This window comes from Arsenicibacter sp. R0_47, from assembly GCF_057652235.1.
On the sequence record NZ_JBYFCJ010000021.1, the window covers coordinates 1 to 22,687 of the forward strand.

Here is a 22,687-nt window from a genome sequence, read left to right on the forward strand (position 1 = left end):
AGGTGGTAGAAGAGGGTGTTGATGTGGTGAAGATGAACGCCAAGCTGCTCGAAAAAATCGAAGAACTCACGCTCTACATGATCGATCTGAAAAAAGAAAATCAGCAGATTAAAGCCGAAAACAAAGAGATTAAGCAAATGCTGAAAAAGCAGGCAACTAAAAAATAGTTGACCGAAGGCGTTTGATACCTATATTGTAGCCCGTAGCTCCCGAGAGCTGCGGGCTATTTTTTTACCGGAATGATACTGAATACCGACATAGAAGCGGCACGTACGCTTGCCTTACAGTTATACGAAAATTACCACGCTTACCGCGAGCCGTATTTTACGCACCGCCGGTTTAAGCATAAAGACATTGAACCGCTGATTCAGGAACTGGCCGCGATAGATCCCTTTGTAGTATCCGTAATTGGTAAATCACTGGAAAACCGGCCGGTTTATCAAATTAAAGCCGGAAACGGTCCGGTTCCGGTGCTGCTGTGGTCGCAGATGCACGGTGATGAAGCAACGGCCACGATGGCCATGTTCGATATATTCAACTTTCTGCGGGTATCCGGGGATGGGTTGGATATGCTCCGGCAGGACTTACTGACCAAAACAACGCTTTATTTTATTCCGATGCTGAACCCCGACGGGGCTGAACGTTTTCAGCGGCGGACCGCCCTCGACATCGATATGAACCGCGATGCGCTGCGGTTACAATCGCCGGAATCCGTTATGCTGAAAGAGCGGCAGCAAACCCTGAAACCACTCGTTGGCTTTAACCTGCATGATCAGAATCCGCGTTATACGGTCGGTTCAACCGGCAAACAGGCCGTTATGTCGTTTTTGGCAACGGCTTACGATGAAGACCGGAATATCAATGAGGTTCGGAAACGTTCGATGCAGCTCATTGTGGGGCTGAACCGGGTGTTGCAGCAGTTTATACCTGACCAGATCGCGCGCTTCGATGATGAGTTTGAGCCACGGGCCTTCGGCGATAATATCCAGAAATGGGGAACAACGCTGATTCTGGTAGAGTCGGGTGGCTATAAGGGTGATCCGGAGAAAATGTACATCCGCCGCCTGAATTTTGTCGGTATTATGTCGGCGCTGGCTGCCATTGCTAATGAGACGTATGTGCAGGAAGATATCAGCGGCTATCAGGTAATTCCGGAAAATGGCCGGACATTGCTCGATGTCCTGATACGGAATGCGCAGGTTACCTATCGGGAGCACACAACGGGTATGGACATTGGTATACTGCGCCATGAAGAAAACACAACCGGCGCTACCGGTTTTTATTACCGGAGCGTAATCGATGACCTGGGCGATTTATCAACATTCCACGGATTGCAGGAAATTGATGCAACCGGATTAACGATTCTGCCGCCGAAAGTATATCCGGACGTGCTCGAAAACCCTGATGCCGTAGCCGGGCTGGATCTGGTGGCATTACGGGAACAGGGAATTGTGGTTTTTACTGTAAAGGAAGTCCCCGATGACTATACACCTGTGCTGCCCGTTCATATTGTGCATCAGGGTAAGCTGCCGTCAGTGCCGTTGTGCCCTGGACAGATTCCGACGTTTTTGCTGGCCGACGACACACAGATTCGCTATGTGTTTGTGAACGGCTTTGCCATCAATACCATGCTGGACATCGGTTATCAGGTGACCGGTGTAGTTGATTAGCCAGTCCGGTTGCCTGGCAGGTCCGGCGTTCACACAACTTTCAGGATGTGTAAACGCCGGATTTTTGTTTCCGGGCGGATTCGTTTTCGTATTAAGCGGGCATGATAAACAGACTGAGAAAGAGCAGGAAAGATAATTTAGGCATAACGGTGGCATAACATTGAGGTAATATTAGGGCTCTAGTTTTGTGCCGTAATTCTACCAGTCGGTAATAATGCCAATATGAAAAAGATCTCGTTAATAATTTTCCTTTTAACACTAAGCATCGGCGCGTTTGCCCAGAAAGGAACCATCAGAGGTTCGGTGAAGGACGCCAAAACCAAAGAAGCGCTCATCGGCTGTACGGTTCGGATTGACGGTACACAACTTGGGTCAACAACTGATATCGAAGGGAACTTCAACGTCGCTAACGTACCGGCCGGTAACTACAACATTGTCATTTCGTACGTCTCGTACAAAAATAAGTCGCTTGCCAACGTACGGATCGAATCAGGTAACACAACGGTCATTGATACGGAACTGGAAGAAGAAGGCAAATCGCTTCAGGAAGTTGTGGTTCGGGCAACCCGCGCAACCAACACCGAAATCGCCGTTATCTCCGAAATCAAGCAGCTAAAGCCAATCGCGGTTGGTTTGTCGGCACAGCAGATTGTTAAGTCGCAGGACCGCGATGCGGCGGCGGCCATCCGCCGGGTACCAGGCGTTAGTATTGTTGACAACCGCTTTGTAATGGTTCGCGGCCTCGGCTCACGCTACAATGCCGTATTGATTAACGATGTCATTACACCCTCTACCGAAGTAGATACCCGCTCATTCTCTTTTGACTTAGTACCCAGCAATATCATCGACCGGATGATCGTCTACAAATCCGGTTCGGCAGAACTGCCGGGTGATTTTGCCGGTGGTGCCATTAAAATCTACACAAAACGTCGTCCGGATCAGAACTTTATGGACGTCGGTTTTACGGTTGGTTACCGGCCAATGACTACGCTGAACGATGCCCAGACACATTCCCGTTCAGGCGCGAACTGGCTGGGCCTGTGGGGTGCCGATCAGCAGATTCCGTCCAGCTTCCCGTCAAAGGCCGCGACGTTTAATAACCAGAGTGCGCTGCAGCGGGCAGCCTATGCCAAACTGTTGCCAAACTCGTGGGGTCTGAATACAATTACTGTTTCGCCGGATCTGCGTTTTGCCCTGAACATGGGCCGCCGGTTTGATGTCGGAAATGTCCGGGTAAGTAACCTGACCAGCATCAACTATTCAATGACGCATCAGAGCGCCAATGTGAACTTTAATCTGTATCAGAACGGCCTGACCGCAAATGACCTTTTTGAACAATATACTGATAACAGCTACGCCCGTCAGACCCGCTTAGGATTATTACATAACTGGACCCTTCGTTTCTCGCCTGCGTTTGTTCTGGAATGGAAAACGCTCTTCAACCAGTTAGGCAACACAGAAACCGTGGCACGTAACGGTCAGAAAGTAGTGGATGGCTATGATGTGCGCAGCTACTCAGAGCGCTTCGAAAACCGCAGTATCCTGACAACACAAGTATCGGGTGAACATACACTGAACGAACTGACCAAGCTGACCTGGATCGCCGGTTATGGCTATACCGGCCGTTGGGAGCCGGACTGGAAGCGTGTTCGCTACCAGCGCGCAACCAGCGCAGCCGGCAATGAGGCATCTTTCCAGATTGCTGCCCCGGTTGACCCTAACCCGATCGACGTAGGCCGCTTCTACTCAAAACTGGGCGAGCGCGTGGCTACATTCGCCGCCAACGGTGAGCATACATTCGGTAACCCGACTGACCGTGAGCCAAACCGCATCCGTTTCGGTGTCTACGGCGAAAAGAAAGACCGTGATTACTCGGCCCGCTTCTACGGCTACAATACCATTGGTAATGCTTCGGCCATTACACAACAGTCTATCAACACGGTCTTCGACCTGAAAAATATTACCGGTCAGGACGGTGGTCTGTCACTCCGCGATGGTACAAAAGACCTTGACTCCTATCAGGGCATCAATAACTACGGCGCCGCTTACGTAACGGGCGATGTCTACTTCGGCCCGAAAGCAAACCTGACGCTGGGTTTCCGTGGTGAATACAACGACCAGGGCCTGAAAGCGACAGTCGCAAACGCAAACCGCCGCCTCGTTAATAACAAGGTGTTCAGCCCGCTGCCTTCGCTGAACTTTACCTACAAACTGGACGAGAAACAAAACCTGCGTTTTGCATTCTCATCGACGGTAAACCGTGCCGAATTCCGCGAACTGGCGCCGTTCAGTTACTTCGATTTTAACCTCCTGGCCGATGTTCGTGGTAACACTGCCCTGAAAACGGCTAACATCCAGAACGTAGATGCCAAATGGGAACTGTACCCGACGCAGAATGAATTGATTTCGATTACTGCTTTCTATAAGCACTTTACAAATCCGATCGAAACGTTCCTGCTGCCAACCGGCAATGGCTTAGCTTACACTTTTACAAACGCAAAGTCGGCGCAGAACTACGGGGTTGAACTGGAGATCCGGAAAGGCTTCCCGAACGCATCCAGTGTGTTCCTGCAAAACCTGACGTTTGTCGGTAACGCATCATTCATCAAGAGCCGCGTAAATCTGGGTCAGTTTGTAACGGCTCCTGACCTGAGCGGTGCTACACAGAACTACGATCTGACAGGTGTTGCCGACAAAGAGCGCGCACTGGCCGGTCAGTCGCCGTACCTGCTGAACATGGGTCTGTACTACAGCGATCCTAAGTCGAACTGGAATGCAAACCTGCTTTACAACGTATTTGGTCAGCGGATTTTTGCGGTGGGTAACGTGAACAGCCCGACCGTTTACGAAATGCCGCGTAACGTTGTTGACCTGAACATCAGCAAGCAATTCAAAAAGCAACTGGAAATCCGTCTGGGTATCCAGGACATCCTGAACCAGTATGTCCGGTTTAGCCAGGATTTCAACCGTAACGGTAAAATCGACAGCGATGTGACATCAAAAACAGCTAACGCTGATCAGGATGTCCGGAAGTTCAAGCGGGGAAGCTACTTCACTTTGTCTGCGGTGTACACGTTCGGCCGTCGAACCATTATCCCATAAACCGCTCCGTCTGTAAAACGTATTGCAGGTCGGGCAGAACAGTCTAAAACAACCAAATCCGTTTATTTATGCAATTCCTCAAAAACTGGTCGTATTGTTTACTCGTTGTCACGGGCTTATTCATAGCCGTCTCGGCCTGTAAGAATGACAGCACGCCCGAACCTGTTTTGACAATTGAATCAATCTCCAATACGTCGGCTCCGGTTGGAACGACCATGACTATCACCGGTACCAAATTTGACGCAACAGCGGCTAACAACGTGGTTAAGTTTGGTAGTGTACAGGCTACGGTTGTTTCGGCAAGCACAACACAACTGGTTGTTCGGGTACCGGCCGGTGCGCAGAACGGCCCGATCACGGTAACCGTAAATGGTGTAACCGTGAGCAGCACACAGGCTTTCTCACTGAGCAACCGCCCGGTAATTACTGTACAGGGTGCCATCACGGCCAACACAACCTGGTCAGCTACTAACGTCTACAAGATTCTGGGTTTTGTTTATGTCCGTAACGGCGTGACACTGACCATTGAGAAAGGTACTATCATCAAAGGTGCTCCGAAGGAAGAAGATCCGGCCGCATCCGGTAAAGGTGGTACACTGATCGTGCAGCCGGGCGGCAAACTGACCGCTATCGGTACGGCTGATCAGCCAATCGTATTTACATCAAGCAAAGCTATCGGTCAGCGGAACTACGGTGACTGGGGCGGTATCGTTCTGATCGGTAAGGCTCCGATTAACCAGCCGGGCGCAACCACATTCGAAGGCGGTATCGAAGGAACAACCGGTACGTATAACGAACCAACAGACAACTCAGGTACGTTGCAGTATGTCCGGATTGAATTCGGTGGTATCGCGCTGACTAACGCATCAAACAGCGAAATCAATGGTCTGACACTGTACGGTGTAGGTTCAGGCACAACAATTGACCACATCCAGGTTTCATACAGCGGTGACGACTCATACGAGTGGTTTGGTGGCACAGTAAACGCGAAATACCTGGTGGCTTTCCGTGGCTGGGATGATGACTGGGATACTGACTGGGGTTTCTCCGGTAAAGTTCAGTACGCTGTTTCACTGCGTGACCCTGAAGTAGCTGACCAGTCGGCGTCAAACGGATTTGAGTCAGATAACTTTACCGGTACGGGTGAACCGGCAACAGGCCCTAACGCAGGTCTGCCATTGACAGCTGCCGTTTTTGCTAACGTAAGCAACTTCGTATTCAGCGGTACGCCGTCGACAGCAACGGTTAAAGGTAGCGGTGGCTATCAGTCAGCGATGCACCTGCGTCGTAATACGTCGATCAGTATCTATAATTCACTGTTCGTAGGTTACCCGGAAGGGCTTCGTCTGGACGGTACAGCAACCGGTACACTGGCTAACATAAACAGTGGTGCACTTGACCTGAAAGGTATTGTACTGGCTAATGTCGGTACCGCATCAACAACGGCCGTACGCGGTGCAAGTGCGATCACAAACCAACAGGCGCAGGATTACTTTAACGCTGCTGCCCGTAAGAACCAACTGGTTGCTTCTGCTGATATTGCTACTCTGTTGCTGAACGCAGCCTCGTTTAACCTGACAGCGCCTAACTTCCTGCCGCAAACCGGTTCACCGTTGCTGACAGGTGCCGTATGGGAAGGCAAAGGTGCTGATGCATTCTTCACGAAAGAAACGTTCCGTGGCGCCTTTGGGACAACTAACTGGACAACCGGCTGGACCAACTGGAATCCACAGAATACTGATTACGATAAATAAACTCTTTTTTTAATTCATATTGGTGTCGCAGAAAAGCCGGGAGCCTTGCCCCCGGTTTTTTTTATACTATTCATAATCAATTATATAACTGCACAAAAAAAGCAACTTATCAAACGGTGGTAAAAGTGTTAGCTGTTACGCCGGGGTTTTCCGAATTTAGCTGATCAAAAACCAAATTATCCGACCTGATGCAAAGCCAATACCCGGAATCAGTAAACCGCTATCAGAATTTATCAGTACGGAGACGGATGTCTTCTTTTGTTAATGCGCTGGCAGCCATCTTAGTGGCTGTACTGTTTTTATACGGATGTAAGAAAGAGGAGGATGTGCAGCCTGCACCGACCGTTGCCTGGACCCAGACAACCATGGAAGCTGCTGCCGGGCAGTTGATTACGATCGGGGCATCTGTCAGTGCACCCGCCGGCCTGAAAACAGTAACCGTGACACGGAACGGTGCCGCTTTTGACAGCAAAACCTACACCACCGAAACCACGGCGGCCTACAGCGCCAGTTATACAGTACCCAAAACACAGCCATTAGGCTCACAACTGGTATTTACCATTGTAGCGCAGGATAATATGAGCCGGCTTTCGCAAACCAGTACGCTGGTCGTGACCATTACGCCGAAACCGATCATCACCGTTACGGGTTCTATCACGACCAATACGACCTGGACCAACGACAAAATTTATAAGCTTTCAGGCTTTGTCCGGGTCGGTGCCGATCAGACCATTACCGGCAGCCCGTCGGCAACGGCTGTGCTGACGATTCAGCCGGGGACGATTATTCTCGGGGAGCGGTCAACACACGGTACGTTGGTAGTACAGCGGGGGAGCCGGCTAATGGCTGAAGGAACTGCCGACGCACCGATTATTTTTACGTCGGAACGCGAGCCGGGCCTGCGCGAGCCGGGTGACTGGGGCGGTGTGGTCCTGTGTGGCCGGTCAACGTTTAACCAGGACGGCTGGGGTGAGCTGGAAGGTAATTACGGCGCCTTTGCGGGCGGCGGGCCGTCGCCGGTACTGGCTGATAATTCGGGGACGCTGCGCTATGTGCGGATTGAATACGCCGGCTACACCATTTCGCCGAATGCCGAAATTAATGGCCTGACACTCGGAGCGGTCGGTAGCGGTACGACGCTTGAATATATTCAGGTATCGTATTCGGGTGATGATGCCTTTGAGTGGTTCGGCGGTACCGTAAACAGCAAGTACCTGGTGGCTTACCGGTCAATTGACGATGATTTTGATACCGATAACGGGTATACCGGCTACAGCCAGTTTGGCCTCGGGATTCGCGGCAGCATGCTGGCCGACGGGTCTGGCTCGAACGGATTTGAGTCGGATAACAACGCTGCCGGAAGCAGTGCATTGCCGGTAACCGCCGGGGTGTTTGCCAATTACAGTTTGATTGGTCCGAAAGCGGATGCCAACACGGCAATCAATGTGCAGTTTAACAATGGCATTCACCTGCGCCGCAATACGCGGCTGAAAGTGTATAACACCTTTGTTACAGGTTATCCGAACGGCTTGTATGTAGATCCGGCCGATGGCGGCAGTACGCTGACCAATGCGCTGAACGGCACTGTACTGCTTAACGGCGTAGTACTGGCCGGGATCCAGAACTGGGGTTCAAACGGCTTCGGATTGGGCGCTGCAACAGCACCAAGAGGTTATCCGGTTCGGAATGTGACCCTGTCGGCCACCGAAACGCCGTACAACATCGGCCTCCAGACGCCGACGCAGTGGTTCCTGGCGCAGACAGGCAACAAGATACTGGCAGACAACCTTACTACAGGCGTAACACCGGCCAGCATTGTTACCGGCCGGCCCTTGTTGACGGTGGCGTCAGCCGGAACATTGTTGAGCGGCTCGGCCACGTTGCCGACAAATGCCTTCCTGACGACAGCGGCCTATATCGGGGCCTTTGGCGCCACAACTGACTGGACAACCGGCTGGACAGAGTTCAACCCGCAGGTGCAGGCCTACCGTTAAGGACGGGTTTGCTTACCAAACAGGAGAAACGCAAGACTGCCGGCTGCAAGGAAAAGAAAAAAATAGGTTGTCCTTGATAAAAGCGTTGATACTGAAGCTGTTTCGGAAGCCATATCGGTTGCAAAACGGGAGGCATGCGGATACATGAGCTGATGTACAGCCAGCAGGCTTCCGGCAAAAATAAGTGTCAGTACAATTCTGATTTTATCTGAGGATATATTCATTTCTCTGGTATACTAACTGCTGATTGGGGGATTTCCGTTGACAGAAACGGCCTCTGATCAGCAGTTTTTTGTTTGAAGGCCGGAAGTTAAGCCCCATTTCCTCAAAAATTTATATAAAAATGACGCAATGGCAAGACTTTTAGCAAATGAGCGATATTAACCAAAAAACGCCTTTGTTTTATAGCTAACCTTAAACCGGTTACATTTCAGATGAAACACATCTCCTCCTTTCTGACGGGCATTATGAGCCTTTGGTTGATGATGAGTACCGTTGCGTACGCGCAGTCACCAACGCCGGTTGCCGCCAACGGCCGCCTGAAACTGGTGGGCCGCCAGTTATCGAATGAATCAGGGAAGGCCATTCAGCTGCGGGGAATGAGCTCCCACGGCTTGCAGTGGTTCGGACAGTGTTACACGGCCGGTGCGGTGCAGACACTGGCCACCCAATGGGGTGCCGACGTATTCCGGGCAGCCATGTATGTAGATGAGGGCGGGTATACCAGCAATCCGGCCGGTTTGCGGGCAACCGTCGACAACATTGTGGACTGGACCGAGCAGAATGGCATTTACTGCGTTATTGACTGGCATATCCTTAATCCCGGTGACCCGAACATTCATCTGAATGAAGCGAAGCAGTTTTTTCAGATCATGGCGCAGAAGCATGCCGGTAAAAAACATGTGATCTACGAAATCTGTAACGAACCGAACGGGGTGAGCTGGAGTTCGGTAAAAAGCTATGCCGAGCAGGTGATTCCGATCATCCGGCAATACGATAGTGAGGCTATTATTCTGGTCGGTACGCCGAACTGGAGCGGTACACCGGGTGATGTCATCAGCAACCCGCTGACAGGAGCCAATGCCTACAATGTTATGTATACCTTTCACTTCTACGCCGGTTCGCACTACTCGCAGAACTACATCGACGATGTGCTGAAAAGTGTTCCGCTGTTTGTTTCCGAATGGGGAACCAGCAACTATTCCGGCAACGGCGGCAATGACTACGTAAACGGGCAGAGCTGGATTAACCTGATGGCGGGGCAGAATTCCTCGGGAATCAAAGTGAGCTGGTGTAACTGGAGTTTCTGCGATAAAGATGAGTCGTCGGCTGCGCTGGCGCCGGGCGCATGCGGCAATAATGGCTGGAACAACACAAGCCAGTCCGGAACGTATGTAAAAAACTGGATACTGAGTCCGGCAGATGATTTCGGACCGGCCACACCGACGGTTGCCATCACCAGCCCGGCAAACAATGCCACCGCTGTTATCGGCTCTAATGTGGTGATTTCGGCCACGGTCAGCAATACCACGGCTACGTCGGTCGCGTTCTACAGCGGCAGCACGAAACTCGGCGAGGATACGACCGCGCCTTATGCCTGGACCATTACCGGTATCGCGGCGGGTTCGTATACATTGATCGCACAGGCTACCCTGCCAAACGGACAGACGCTTACGTCAACAGCCGTGCAGCTAACGGCCGTGCCAGCCCCGAACCAGATCCCGACCGTCTCTCTGACCGCTCCGTCTGCGAATGCCAGCTTTACGGTGCCCGCCCTCATTAACCTGTCGGCAACGGCAGCCGATGCCGACGGTAGTGTGGTTAAAGTCGAATTCTACAACGGCAGTACGAAACTAGGGGAGAGCACAAGCGCACCGTACACGTATGCCTGGACGAATGTAGCCGCCGGTTACTATACCGTATCCGCAAAAGCAACGGACAATCAGGGAGCTGTCGGTTCATCGGCGACGGTCAATATTATCGTCACCAACCCGGGCAGTTCGGGCGCCGATCTGATCGGGCCGGACTGTGTCAGTCTGAACGATAGTAAGGTATTCGAACTAAACCCGAATCTGTTGCAGAATGCGGCCAGCTTCTCATGGTGGAGTACAGGGTCGACCAGCAGCATCACCCCGACGCAGCCCGGCAAGGCAACGTTTAATTTCGGACCTTATTTTTCCGGTGGACAGGTTTGTGTGGGTGTAAATTATTCGGCTGCGCCGTGGTATCAGCAATTCTGTAAAACCGTAGCGGTGTGCTCAACAACCGTGACACCGCCTGCCAACCAGCCGCCGACGGTGACACTGCTGAGTCCGGCCGCCAACGCTACGTTTACTGCACCGGCTTCAGTGACGATCTCGGCCAATGCGGCAGATACCGACGGTACCGTCGCCAAAGTAGAGTTCTATAACGGCAGCACGAAACTCGGCGAGAGCACAAGCGCGCCGTATCAATTCAGCTGGGGCAGTGTGGCTGCCGGAACCTATACGCTGTCGGCAAAGGCAACGGATAATGCCGGCGCCGTCACCACATCGGCTACCCGTACAATCACCGTTGTAGCACCGGCGCCACCCAATCAGGCTCCGACCATAACGCTGACCGGTCCCGCGGCCAGTACGACCTTTGCCGCACCGGCTTCGGTGACGATTTCGGCCAATGCTGCTGACAGTGACGGCAGTGTCGCGAAAGTTGAATTCTACAATGGCACCACTAAGCTGGGTGAGACCACTACAGCGCCATACCGGTTCGTGTGGAGTAACGTGGCGGCGGGCACCTACACGCTGTCGGCAAAAGCAACCGACAATGCCGGCGCCATGACCACATCGGGTGCTGTCACCATCAATGTGCTGACTGTTACGGTAACCCCGCCGACGCCGGCCACGGCCGATATTGTAGGGCCGGATTGTGTGCCGGTCAATGCCGTAACAACGTTTGAGTTAAACAGCACATATCTGGCCAATGCAACTAACTTTTCGTGGTGGAGCACCGGTTCAACCAGCAGTGTAACGCCGACCCAGCCGGGTAAGGTAAGTATCAATTTCGGGCCGTGGTTTACGGGTGGCGATGTCTGCGTGGGAGTCAACTATTCTGCTTCGCCCTGGTACCGGCAGTTCTGCAAGCGGGTAAACAAATGTTCAGCAGGCGCGCGGGAGGCCATCGTAGAAGAAGTCCTGAACGTTGCCTATCCGAACCCGACCACAGACCGGTTTACGTTCGTGGCTGATGGCGACATTTATGCACTGCGTGTGCTGGATATGCTCGGTGTAGAACGGAGTGTGCTGGGAAGTGCACAGAAGGGCGAAAAAGTACTGTTCGGCGACAATCTGAATGCCGGGCATTATCTTCTGGACATTCAGTATACAGCCGGCGGGCGACGGACTATCAAGCTGCTGAAAGCCGGCCGTTGAGCGGACAATCAATAAAAAAAAGGTAAAAAGTAAGCCAAAGACTGCGAATGGGGGTTTATGCTAGCATGTGTTAGTGTAAACCCCTTTTTGCTTTGACAAAGAACCTGGCCTCACCGGATATTCTTTTTGGCGAACTGTTCAGGGATGTGCAGTTGAGCCGCATTTTTACGGATACCAAGACATTTGTGGACGCCGTTCCCATGTTGTCGCCTGATACTATTCTGATGCTGTACCGCGCTGAAAAAGAAAAGCCGGATTTTAATCTGGAGCAGTTTGTACGGCAGTATTTCCTGATTCCTGAATCAGCCACCAGCCATTTTGTGAGTGATACGTCGATGACGACAAAAGCGCACATCGAACGGCTCTGGGATGTGCTGACCCGACCGGCTGACCAACTGGTTGAGGGCAGTTCTCGGTTGCCGCTGCCCCATCCGTATGTGGTACCGGGCGGCCGGTTCCGCGAGATTTTCTACTGGGACAGTTACTTTACCATGCTGGGGCTTCAGCGTTCCGGACGCAACGGACTGGTACGTGGAATGGTCGATAACTTTGCTTATCTGATTGATACCTATGGTTTTATCCCGAACGGAAACCGTACCTATTTCCTGACCCGCTCGCAACCTCCTTTTTTCGGATTAATGGTCGAATTGCTGGCTGAGATCGATGGTCCGGATGTGTTCTGCGAATACCTGCCGCAGCTCGAAAAAGAATATGCCTACTGGATGGCAGGTGAACACAGCGAAGCAGCGGTAGCTGACCATGTGGTAAAGCCGGGAACCGGGGGTGTCCTGAACCGTTACTGGGATCCGACGCCCACACCCAGGCCGGAAGCGTTCCGGGTAGAGACCGAATTAAAGCAGGAGGCTAATTTTCTGGAGGTTAATCCTGATGACATGTACCGTAATCTGCGGGCGGCATGCGAGTCGGGATGGGATTTCAGCAGCCGCTGGATAAGCGATGAACAGAGTATTCCCTACACGGAGACGGTTGATATCCTGCCGGTTGATCTGAACTGCCTGTTGTATTCCTATGAACGTACACTGGCCAGGGCATTTACGCAGTGCGGGCAGGAAGCACAGGCAACGGTTTTTAACCGGAAAGCCGACGACCGGAAGCAACTGATTCAGCAGTTGTTCTGGGATGAGCAGGCCGGTTTTTACAAAGACGTCCGGATCGGAACGTTGCAGCCCACACCCGCGCTGACGCTGGCCGGGGTGTTCCCTTTGTTTTTTCAGATAGCTACGTTTGAACAGGCGCAACGGGTGCATGACCTGCTGGAACAGGAGTTCCTGCAGGCGGGTGGCTGGGTCACTACCCTCAAACAGTCGGGGCAGCAATGGGACTGGCCAAACGGCTGGGCTCCCCTGCAATGGATTGTCTATCAGGGGTTACTGAATTACGGGTTTACAACAACCGCCCGGAAAGCCCGCGACCGCTGGCTGATGCTGAACGATAAGGTATTTCAGGTAACCGGCAAAATGATGGAAAAATACAATGTCGTAGACGATGTACTGGTAGCCGGTGGTGGTAAATACCCGAATCAGGATGGCTTCGGCTGGACCAACGGCGTGTACATGGCACTGCTGCACAGCTGATCAGCGGCGGAAGTCGAGATCCCAATACACACTCAGTGTAAAGCCGTTATTCCGTTCCAGAACAGGCAGGCCGGTTGCCGGATCGGGTTCGGCATGCTGAACAAGCTGATTCAGAAAACCGCCCTCAAGCTTCAGGGATGGTGAAAACTGATAGCCAAGACCCAGAAAAATCCGGTTTTGATCAAACACATCCAGCTGAACATTTGGCCCGAAACCAATGAACAGCTCGTCGTAAGCCGTTGCGTACCACGTTGCTGTTTCCATGGTGGGTGCACCAAGCGGCAAGGCGCCGCGGATACGGTACCGGGCGCGGTTCTGGTACTGCCAGCCCAGGGATTTGCGTCCGCCTGCATCCGACCAGTTGCTCATCCAGCGTTGTTCGAGCCGGAAACGATGCGTGAGTTGCAGGCGACCGGCCGTTTGTTCCAGCTCAAGATCCTGATAAATCCGGTGCTCCGGATTGGGAACGCCCGCTTCTGATTCGGGGAAGCGTCCGTATGGAAATCCCAGCAGCAGGGTATAACCGGCCGATGCTTTGATGCGGTCGGTCAGGCTATACTGAAGTCCAACCCGGGCCAGGGATTGTTGCCAGCTCCGGATGAGGTCAATCCGCCGCCACTGGTATTCGGTATGGACAGCCCATTTATCCGACAGCTTGTGGTCGCCGAAGTAGGCGTACCAGCCAATGAGATTGGGGTCGTGTATCCGGTTCTGGGCTGATACACAGCATGGGAGAAAGGACCAGAACAGGCAGATGATAAGATAACGCTGATGAACAGACATGGATGGCGGCAGTGCCGGCTTGTTTCAGTAACAAAACCGGTAATGCAGCATCGGGGCTGAAAACCATATCAAAAGGGACTGAATACCTGGTAAGCCGGTTATTTAAGGACTCTCACTCAACAAATTACCGGTTTCCCCGTTTTTAGTCTTACTTTACCCCGGGAATGTTACAGACCATCGTGAACAATAAAACCTATGCAAGTACAACATAGATGGAAACGGGAAGCCGCTGTGCTTCTGACTGCCGCAACGATACTGGGCAGCGGCCTGCTGCCTGCACAAGGACAGGGAGCCGCGGCTGTCCGGACGGATACGGTTAAGGCCGGTCCGTACGATATGGGCAAAATGTGGACGTTCGACAGTCCGCCGAAAGATTACTTTGCCAAAACGTACGGTTTCAAACCGGATGACAAATGGTTTGAGGAAACACGGCTGGCCTCGCTTCGGTTTGCCGACTATTGCTCCGCGTCGTTTGTGTCGGCGAGCGGGCTGGTCATGACCAACCACCACTGCGCCCGTGAATCCGGCACGGGGGTAGCCCGCAAAGGAGAAGACCTGAACAACACTGGTTTTTATGCCAAAACACTGGCTGAGGAGCGCAAGGTGCCAGGCCTGTTTGTCGATCAGCTGGTGAAGATCGAAGATATTACCAAACGGGTGCAGGATGCGATGGGAACCGGCTCAGAGCGGGAGCAGCTGCGTGGCCGCGAGCAGGCATTTGCCGCCATCAAACAGGAATACACTGCCCGCGCCGACTGGAAGGGGCTGGAGCTGCAAACCGTTACGTTTTACAACGGTGGCCGCTATGCACTGTATGGATTCAAGCGGTATACCGACGTGCGGCTGGTGTTTATGCCCGAGTTACAGCTGGGCTTTTTCGGCGGCGATCCCGACAACTTTACTTATCCGCGCTATGCCCTCGACTGCTCGTTTTTCCGGGTCTACGACAATGGTAAGCCATTGCAGACCAAACATTTCTTTAAATTTAATACCAACGGTGTCCGTGAGAATGAGCCGATTTTTGTGATCGGCAATCCCGGCAGCACCGAGCGGCTGAAAACGGTTGCCGAACTGGAATTCGACCGTGATCTGAAAATTCCGTACATCCTGACCCTGATCCGGAACCGGTCGGCGGCGCTTCAGGCCTATAACGCAACCGCTAAAAGTGACAGCATCCTGAACGAGATTTTCAGCTTTGAAAACAGCTACAAAGCCTACAGCGGTCAGCTCGATGGATTGCGTGACCCGTATCTGCTCGCCCGTAAAGCGGCGTTTGAACGACAGTTCAAGGCTGATGCCCTGCTGGGGCAGTCGGCAAAGCGGGAGGCGCAGGTCGGCGGAAGTTCAGCGGCAAGCGGTGTACCGGCTGCGGGCAGTACAGCAACGGGTGGCACAGCTACCGGCCGGGCCGATGTCTGGGCTGATATGGCAGAAAACGTAGCGGCCATGCGGCAGGTGTTCAACGATAATACCTACCTCTCCCCCAACCCGCTGGCGCGGGGTGAATTGCTGACGTTTGCGCATTTACTGGCACAGTACGGAGAGTTTTTTCTGGCCCAGCCGCGGCAGGCGGAACGCATGCGGACCATGCTGGAAATGCCGGAGGTCGCTAGCCGGTCTCTGGAAGAAAGTTACCTGGCAGCCCATTTAGCCGAAGCGCAGGCCGCGCTTGGGAACGACGATCCGTATGTAAAAGCAGCGCTGACGGGTGAAAACGGGCAACTGCGGACGCCGAAAGAAGCAGCGGCTTACCTGCTCCGCTCGACAAAGCTGTTTGACAAAGCGTTTGTCGAAGACCTCATTACACGGGGCGGGGCCATCACCTCGTCGACCGATCCGATGCTGGTGCTGGCGCGGGCGGGCCAGAAACGGTATGATGCCGCCAGCCAGAAAATGCAGCAGGTCAATGCCCGTCAGGAAGTGCTGAGCAGTCAGCTGGGGCGGTATGTGTATGATGTGTATGGCAATAACGTGCCGCCGGATGCCACCTTCTCGCTGCGGATCAACGACGGCATTGTGAAAGGGTATCCGTATAACGGAACGGTTGCACCGGTCATCACTACCTTTGCGGGGCTGTATGACCGTAATTATTCGTTTGGCGATAAGTATCCGTGGAGCCTGCCCGCCCGCTGGAAAAATCCGCCGGCCGAGCTGCTGAAGCAACCGATGTGCTTTATTACGACCAACGATATTATCGGCGGCAACTCCGGCAGCCCGATGATCAACAAAAACCGGGAAGCCGTCGGGCTGGTTTTCGACGGCAATATGGAGAGCCTGCCAGGCAGTTTCATTTTTGTCCCTGATAAAAACAGAAGTATTTCGGTGCATGCCGGCGGGATGGTGGCCGCCATGCGTTACATCTACAAGGCCGACCGCCTGATTCTGGAACTGACCACAGGGAAATAACCGTGGATGCAGCCCATACGAGCCGGCGTTTCCCTATGGAATCATTCATAAGGAAACGCCGGTTTTGCATACAGGGGCGAAGAATCTTAGTAATGTTGCTTATTTTACGTTAGGATTTGAAAAAAGCAGGAAAACAAAACACATGAATTATATTGAATTGTCGCTGACACTCTCGCCCGATTATACCGATATTCTGATGGCAGAGTTGGGAGAGCTTGGTTTTGAGTCATTTGTTGAGACCGACGAAGGGCTGTTGGCATATGTTACCGAAGACCTGTTCGACGAGGCAGCTATTCAGGAAGTTATCGCGAAATACGCGGAGCTGACTGCAATAGCCTATCAAGCCAGTTCGTTAGAGAAAAAGAACTGGAATGCCGAGTGGGAACAGAATTACGAACCCATTACGGTGGGCGAAAATCTGGTCAGAGTGCGGGCGTCGTTTCATGAGCCGGATGCTGCGTTTCAGCATGAACTCGTGATTAACCCGAAAATGTCGTTTGGCACCGGCCACCACGAAACAACTTCCATGATGCTGGAACACCAGATGAGTATTGAGCACGCCGGTAAAGCCGTGCTGGATGTGGGTTCGGGGACCGGTATCCTGGCGATTCTGGCCGCTAAAATGGGGGCCTCGCCGGTGGTTGCGTTTGACATTGAAGAATGGGCCGTGGAAAACGCCGTCGAAAATGCGGCGCTGAACGACCATCCGGAAATCCGGGTCTTTCAGGGAACCATCGCCGATGTTGATCCGGCCGACCGTTATGACATTGTGCTGGCTAATATCAACCGCAACGTGCTGCTGGTCGAAATTCCGGCGTATGTGGGGTTACTTACTGACGGCGGCTACCTGTTTGTCAGCGGGTTTTATGAGTACGATGCGGCCGATATTCAGGCCAAGGCTACTGAATCGGGTATGGAACTGGTCCGCTCGCTGACGAAAAACCAATGGTCGTCGCTCGTCTTCCGGAAAGCATAACAAAAGCCCGTTGGGCAACCTTAATTGATCGATCACAAACGGGCTGGCCTGCGGGTCGGCCCGCGTAGTTGAATACAACAGATGCGGTTTATGAAACGTGTTTACCTGCTTTTGCTCGCAAGCTGGCTGGCTGGCTCAATGGCCTTCGCACAAGCCATTAAACTTTCCGAAAATCCCGACCAGTTCCTGACCGATCTCCAGAAACTGATGGCCACCGGCGGGCCTGTGGCCGCAAAGGCCCAGAAGGATCTGGAGTCGCTTTGGGCCGACAACCGGTTAAGTCAGCCGCAAAAAGAGCGCGTTATCGCGTTAAGCCGGAAAATGAACACAAAGCGCTACCAGCCGGCGACCCATTTCGCCCCGTTTTTTCAGGCGCTTTATCATGCGTTGTATACCCAGAAAAACGTCTCGCCACCCGATATCGATAACCTGATTCTGGTGGCCGAAAAGCAGTTCGACGCCAACGACCCTAAGGCTTTTACGCGGGTAATGGAAACGGCGCGGCTGTTTCTGGAACGGCGGTTATTCTACAGCAGCAACTACAATAAGCTCTATGCAGAGGGCGGTACGTTCAGCTTCCGGTACATTGAGGCAAACGCCACGGCACCGGCCAATGGTACCGTTACTGACCCGCTGGCTAATACCGGTTCGGCCGCTACCCGTGTGCTGGACGATGACGGTTGGGGTACCCCGCCCAGTCAACGTGATACGACCCAGCCTAAGCAGTACGGCAATGTGTTTATTCCGCAAAAACGGGCGCTTCCGGCCGTAACAGGTCCGGTGCTGACGGTAAAGGAGGTCTTTCTGTCCATTGTTGCCAACGGCGATTCGGTTATTGTGTCGAATACCGGCGGTGATCTGCTGCTGAAAGACGGGGTATTTGTCGGTAAAGACGGTAAGCTGACGTGGGATATTGCCGGCCGTTCGGATATTTCGGTGACCCTGGCCGACTATGCAATGGTAACCATGAACCCGCGCCTGTCAGCCGACGATGTGACGCTGAACTTTGACAAGGCAAAACCCATCAAAGGGGTACTGGAATACGTGAGTAAAAAACGGGTTGCCGGTCAGGCCGCCCAGTATCCGCGGTTTGTGTCGTGGCAGAACAACGTAACCATTCCCGACCTTGGCCCTGACATTGAGTACCGGGGGGGGCTGGCACTGATCGGTGTGCAGGTCGTCGGGGCGTCGGCCAGCGGGCAGCCGGCGGTACTGCTGGTAAAACATGCCGGTAAACCTGCTTTTAAAGCGAGCAGCCGCCGGTTCGAATTCAGCGACTCGCTCATTACAGGGAATGCCGTACAGTTTGTCGGCTACATTCAGCCGGCCGATTCGGTTACGCACCCGGCCGTGCAGTTTAAGTATTCGAAACCGCAGAAAATTGCGTGGCTGAACCGCGTTGACCGGACAGGCTACGGTCAGGTGCCGTTTGCCGATTCATACCATAAATTCTACATTCAGCCGGAGGTGGTACGCTGGGATCTTGGTCGCCAGAAGGTTGACTTTTACCAGGTTGGGGCCAAACGTGAGGTGCCGGTGCGCTTCGAATCCTACGATTATTTCCATCCGCAGCGCTATTCCGACCTGTCGGTAGATTACGGCTACCACCCGCTGCAGCTGATCGGTAACTACATTACCGTTAAGAAAACGCAGAGCTTCTTCCCTGAGGATATTGCACAGTTTGCCAAAGTGAACCCGGGCACAATGGCCGGTACGCTGGACCGCATGGTGCAGGAGGGGTATATCGACCGGGAAGCCAACGGAATGATGCACCTGAGTCGCAAAGGGATATTGTATGTGCTGGCCTACAACGACAAAAAAGATTACGACAACTTCCAGGTTCAGTCATACTTCAACTCGAACGACAGTGTTAAGAATGCGACGATTAACCTGAACGACAAGTATCTGGTCGTGCGGGGGGTATCGCAGTTTACCATCAGTGATTCGCTCAAAATATTTGGCCGGCCATCTGACAAAACGCTCAAAATCGGCAAAAACCGCTCATTTACGCTGAATGGCCAGCTGAAGTCGGGCAACTTCCGGTATTCGGGCCGTGACCTGGTATTCGATTACGATAAGTTCGGGATGAACCTGAACAAAATTGACTCCATCACCTTTACGCCCCAAAAGCTGGCTGCCCAGGGCAAAAGCGGGGAGATTGGCGGTGATATCAAATATGAAAAGCCGGGGATGGTGTATTTCGCAACAACCGACAATAAGTCGGGGCGGATGAAAGACAAAAAGACCACCCAGCGGCTGGTAATGCCGGAAGGGATGACGGTCTACTTCAACCAGCCGGATCGGGGCAATATTACCTACAACACAAAGGTCTATTTCAAAATCCCGGCCATCGATAACGACAGCATCGGCAAGGGGGATATTTCGTTTGTGGGTACATTCTACTCCGACGGTATCTTCCCGCCGTTTAAGGCTGAGCTAAAAACCATGGCTGATAACACGCTCGGGTTTGTGCACAAGGCACCGGCCACCGGCTATCCGGTATACGGCAGCAAACCGGGACCGAATCAGTCAAATGTGAAGTTTACGGGCGAAATTAAAATGGACAAAAGCGGGCTGCGGTCGGAAGGTATGCTGCATCACCTGACAAGCAACCTGACAGCAACCGGCATTTTGTTCATGACCGACTCACTGCTGGCATCCGGCGACAAGGGCGAAATCAAGGAAGGACTGATCGGGAAAGGCTACTACCCGCAGGTGCAGCTGAATAACTACAGTATGAAGTGGTTTCCGAAGGCCGACAGTATGGTGATTATGACCCAGAAGAACAACTTCAACTTCTATAACGGGACAACCAAGCTGGACGGCAATCTGCTCGTGCGGGCAACGGGTCTTTTCGGCAATGGTACCCTGCGCCGGAGTGATTCGGAGACGTTATCGGAAAGCATTAAGTTCAACAAAGAGGGCTTCTTTGCTGATAACGCGAAATTCCGGATCGTATCTGATGCAGCCCAGCGGAATGTGGCCAACAAACCGATTCTGTTAGGCAGTGCCGTCGATGTTGACTTTAATCAGGTTAAGGGCATTGTCAATGTGGCTATTAACCAGAAAAAGACGCAGAGCATTGATGACACCCTGCAATCAAGCATGGAGTTCCCGTATGCCGCCTACAAAACGAGCATCAGCCGGGCGCAGTGGAACATGAATGCCAAAACCATTGCGATGAAAGGGGATGTGAAAACGTCGACGTTTACCGGCACAAGTGATGAACTGGAAGGCTTGACCTTCAACGGGGCAGCGGCGATTTATGATATTGAAAAAATGACGCTGAATATCAGCGGCGTTCCGCATGTCAACTCGGCCGATGCACGGATTTACCCGGATAAAGGGCTGGTCTCCATCCGCCGGAACGGCGAGATGGCGGCATTGAAAAATGCCCGTATCGAGCTGGATACCATCACCCTGCACCACCGGATGAAAAACGGGAATATCCAGATTGTGTCGAGAACCCGCTTCTCCGGCGATGCAACCTACCAGTTTGCCACCGCTGCGGGAGACACGGCGAATATCAAAATGGGTAGCTTCGAGCTGAAAGAAAGCATTGGCACGCCAACCGCCCTGGCGTCGGCAAGTCCGTTGTCGGCCGCTGAAAAAGCGATGGTAGGGGATGTGAAGGAGACAAAGGAAAAAGAGAAGGAAAGCCGGTCTAAGAAGAAGACAACCAATGCGCCCGCCCGGACTTACTTTACCGTAGCCAGAGCTGAGATTGAGGAGAAGGACAACCTGATGCTGGCCCCGCGGATTGCGTTCAAAGGCGACATTGTGATGCAGGCGCCTGACAAAGACCTCGCACTCGACGGATCGATCAAGCCGGTGCTGCGGAAGCGGCAGGACCTGGTCAGCGGCTGGATTCCGTTTAAGGAAAAAGTCGTGGAGCGGATTGAGGTAAAAGTCGATAAAAACCTGAAAAATGAAGGCGATCAGCCGCTGGTAGCCGGTATCCATGCACGGGCAGACGGAACTGGTCTTTACCCGACGTTCCTGTCGCCGAAAGAAGATCCGAAGGATGCAGACCTGTTTACGGCAAACGGGGTGATGCGTTATGACGAAAAAGAAAAAGTCTACCGCATTGTACAGAAAGGCGCCGACGGGCTGGAAGATATCGAAGGCGCTTTTACCTTCAATGACCCCAAAGGCATCATGATCTTCAAGGGTAAGCTGGGCCTGATTACAACCACGTCGGAAACAAATCCGGCGGCACCGGCCCTGGTGTCATCGGCAGGCTCGGCGCGGGTGAATGTGGATAGTGTGAAGTATGATATCAACGCCTTACTGTCGTTTGCGTTCCCGGTTCCGGAACCGCTGAATCTGGCCATTGCCGACAAGATTGTCAAAACCAACCTCGACGAGAAAAACGACGATCCGGCCGATGACGACCTGAATGAGCTGGCTGATAAAATGATTCCCCTGATCGGGCAGAAAGAGACGGAGGCGTACCGTCTGAAAGCGCAGAATGCCCACGTACCCCTGGTACAGGCGTCGCCGAAGCTGAATACGGCGCTGGTGCTGTCAAATGTCAACCTGCGCTGGTCCGATAAGTTCAAGGCGTTCTACAGCACCGGTCAGCTCGGGGTGTCGCATATGAACAACACCGATATCAACGCGCAGATGGATGGCTTTGTCGAGATCCGGAAGACGGCCAACGGTGATGAGTTCAGTATCCTCCTCGAGGCTTCGCCGGATGTGTGGGTATTCTATGACTATAAACCGAGCGGTACGCTCTCGATTGTTTCATCGGAGCAGGAGATTAACGACCGTTTACTGGCTGGGTCAAAAAATACCGCCAAAGGTACTATTGAAATTGTAGCGGGTGAGGCTGAAGAGAAAAAGCAGTTTATGGCGCTTTACCTAGACCAGTATAAAACGCGGCCGAAACCACAGCCGAAAGGCGCTAAAGTGGTGAAGAAAGACGCGCCGAAAGAGAAGAAGAAAGAAAAAGAAGAGAAGCAGGAAGGCTTCTGATCAGATCATTTTTAACTCCC

Annotated in this window: 10 protein-coding genes; 9 read left to right on the forward strand and 1 reads right to left on the reverse strand. The window is 52.9% G+C overall.

What is annotated here, in order from left to right; genetic code table 11:
- Positions 1–239: 239 nt before the first annotated feature.
- The 6 genes from AC23NW_RS25585 (at position 240) to treF (ending at position 13,522) form a co-directional block, all read left to right on the forward strand.
- Positions 240–1,670 (forward strand): M14 family zinc carboxypeptidase, encoded by a 1,431-nt coding sequence (locus AC23NW_RS25585; RefSeq protein ID WP_487453039.1) that lies wholly within the window; start codon positions 240–242, stop codon positions 1,668–1,670.
- A gap of 222 nt (positions 1,671–1,892) precedes the next feature.
- A complete protein-coding gene (locus AC23NW_RS25590) occupies positions 1,893–4,772 on the forward strand; it encodes a TonB-dependent receptor (protein WP_293837790.1) in 2,880 nt (959 codons plus the stop codon).
- A 68-nt stretch (positions 4,773–4,840) separates the two neighbouring features.
- Positions 4,841–6,526 carry an IPT/TIG domain-containing protein gene (locus AC23NW_RS25595; protein ID WP_487453040.1) on the forward strand — a complete coding sequence of 562 codons (1,686 nt, stop codon included), beginning with the start codon at positions 4,841–4,843 and terminating at the stop codon, positions 6,524–6,526.
- 248 nt (positions 6,527–6,774) lie between these two features.
- Entirely contained in the window at positions 6,775–8,520 is a 1,746-nt protein-coding gene (locus AC23NW_RS25600; protein WP_487453041.1) for an Ig-like domain repeat protein, read from the forward strand.
- A gap of 434 nt (positions 8,521–8,954) precedes the next feature.
- Complete coding sequence (locus tag AC23NW_RS25605; RefSeq protein WP_487453043.1) at positions 8,955–11,927, forward strand: Ig-like domain-containing protein; 2,973 nt, start codon at positions 8,955–8,957, stop codon at positions 11,925–11,927.
- Positions 11,928–12,019: 92 nt separating this feature from the next.
- Positions 12,020–13,522 (forward strand): alpha,alpha-trehalase TreF, encoded by a 1,503-nt coding sequence (gene treF / locus AC23NW_RS25610; RefSeq protein WP_487453045.1) that lies wholly within the window; start codon positions 12,020–12,022, stop codon positions 13,520–13,522.
- On the opposite strand, the gene AC23NW_RS25615 is transcribed toward treF, so the two are convergent.
- Complete coding sequence (locus AC23NW_RS25615; protein ID WP_487453046.1) at positions 13,523–14,305, reverse strand: DUF2490 domain-containing protein; 783 nt, start codon at positions 14,303–14,305, stop codon at positions 13,523–13,525.
- A 195-nt stretch (positions 14,306–14,500) separates the two neighbouring features.
- Between AC23NW_RS25615 and AC23NW_RS25620 the strand changes: the two genes are divergently transcribed.
- The 3 genes from AC23NW_RS25620 to AC23NW_RS25630 all read left to right on the forward strand — a co-directional run bounded on the left by AC23NW_RS25620 (position 14,501) and on the right by AC23NW_RS25630 (position 22,667).
- On the forward strand, positions 14,501–16,711 hold the full coding sequence (locus AC23NW_RS25620) for a S46 family peptidase (RefSeq protein ID WP_487453048.1): 2,211 nt from the start codon (positions 14,501–14,503) through the stop codon (positions 16,709–16,711).
- A 142-nt stretch (positions 16,712–16,853) separates the two neighbouring features.
- Positions 16,854–17,687, forward strand: coding sequence for a 50S ribosomal protein L11 methyltransferase (gene prmA / locus AC23NW_RS25625; RefSeq protein WP_293837804.1), 834 nt, complete (start codon positions 16,854–16,856; stop codon positions 17,685–17,687).
- Positions 17,688–17,777: 90 nt separating this feature from the next.
- Complete coding sequence (locus AC23NW_RS25630; RefSeq protein ID WP_487453050.1) at positions 17,778–22,667, forward strand: hypothetical protein; 4,890 nt, start codon at positions 17,778–17,780, stop codon at positions 22,665–22,667.
- The last annotated feature ends 20 nt before the right edge of the window (positions 22,668–22,687 follow it).

Excerpts from the sequence above, each read along its gene's own strand:
- AC23NW_RS25585 (WP_487453039.1), top strand. The coding sequence starts at position 240 with ATGATACTGAATACCGACATAGAAGCGGCACGTACGCTTGCCTTACAG.
- AC23NW_RS25590 (WP_293837790.1), top strand. The coding sequence starts at position 1,893 with ATGAAAAAGATCTCGTTAATAATTTTCCTTTTAACACTAAGCATCGGC.
- AC23NW_RS25595 (WP_487453040.1), top strand. The coding sequence starts at position 4,841 with ATGCAATTCCTCAAAAACTGGTCGTATTGTTTACTCGTTGTCACGGGC.
- AC23NW_RS25600 (WP_487453041.1), top strand. The coding sequence starts at position 6,775 with ATGTCTTCTTTTGTTAATGCGCTGGCAGCCATCTTAGTGGCTGTACTG.
- AC23NW_RS25605 (WP_487453043.1), top strand. The coding sequence starts at position 8,955 with ATGAAACACATCTCCTCCTTTCTGACGGGCATTATGAGCCTTTGGTTG.
- AC23NW_RS25615 (WP_487453046.1), bottom strand. The coding sequence starts at position 14,305 with ATGTCTGTTCATCAGCGTTATCTTATCATCTGCCTGTTCTGGTCCTTT.
- AC23NW_RS25620 (WP_487453048.1), top strand. The coding sequence starts at position 14,501 with ATGCAAGTACAACATAGATGGAAACGGGAAGCCGCTGTGCTTCTGACT.
- prmA (WP_293837804.1), top strand. The coding sequence starts at position 16,854 with ATGAATTATATTGAATTGTCGCTGACACTCTCGCCCGATTATACCGAT.
- AC23NW_RS25630 (WP_487453050.1), top strand. The coding sequence starts at position 17,778 with ATGAAACGTGTTTACCTGCTTTTGCTCGCAAGCTGGCTGGCTGGCTCA.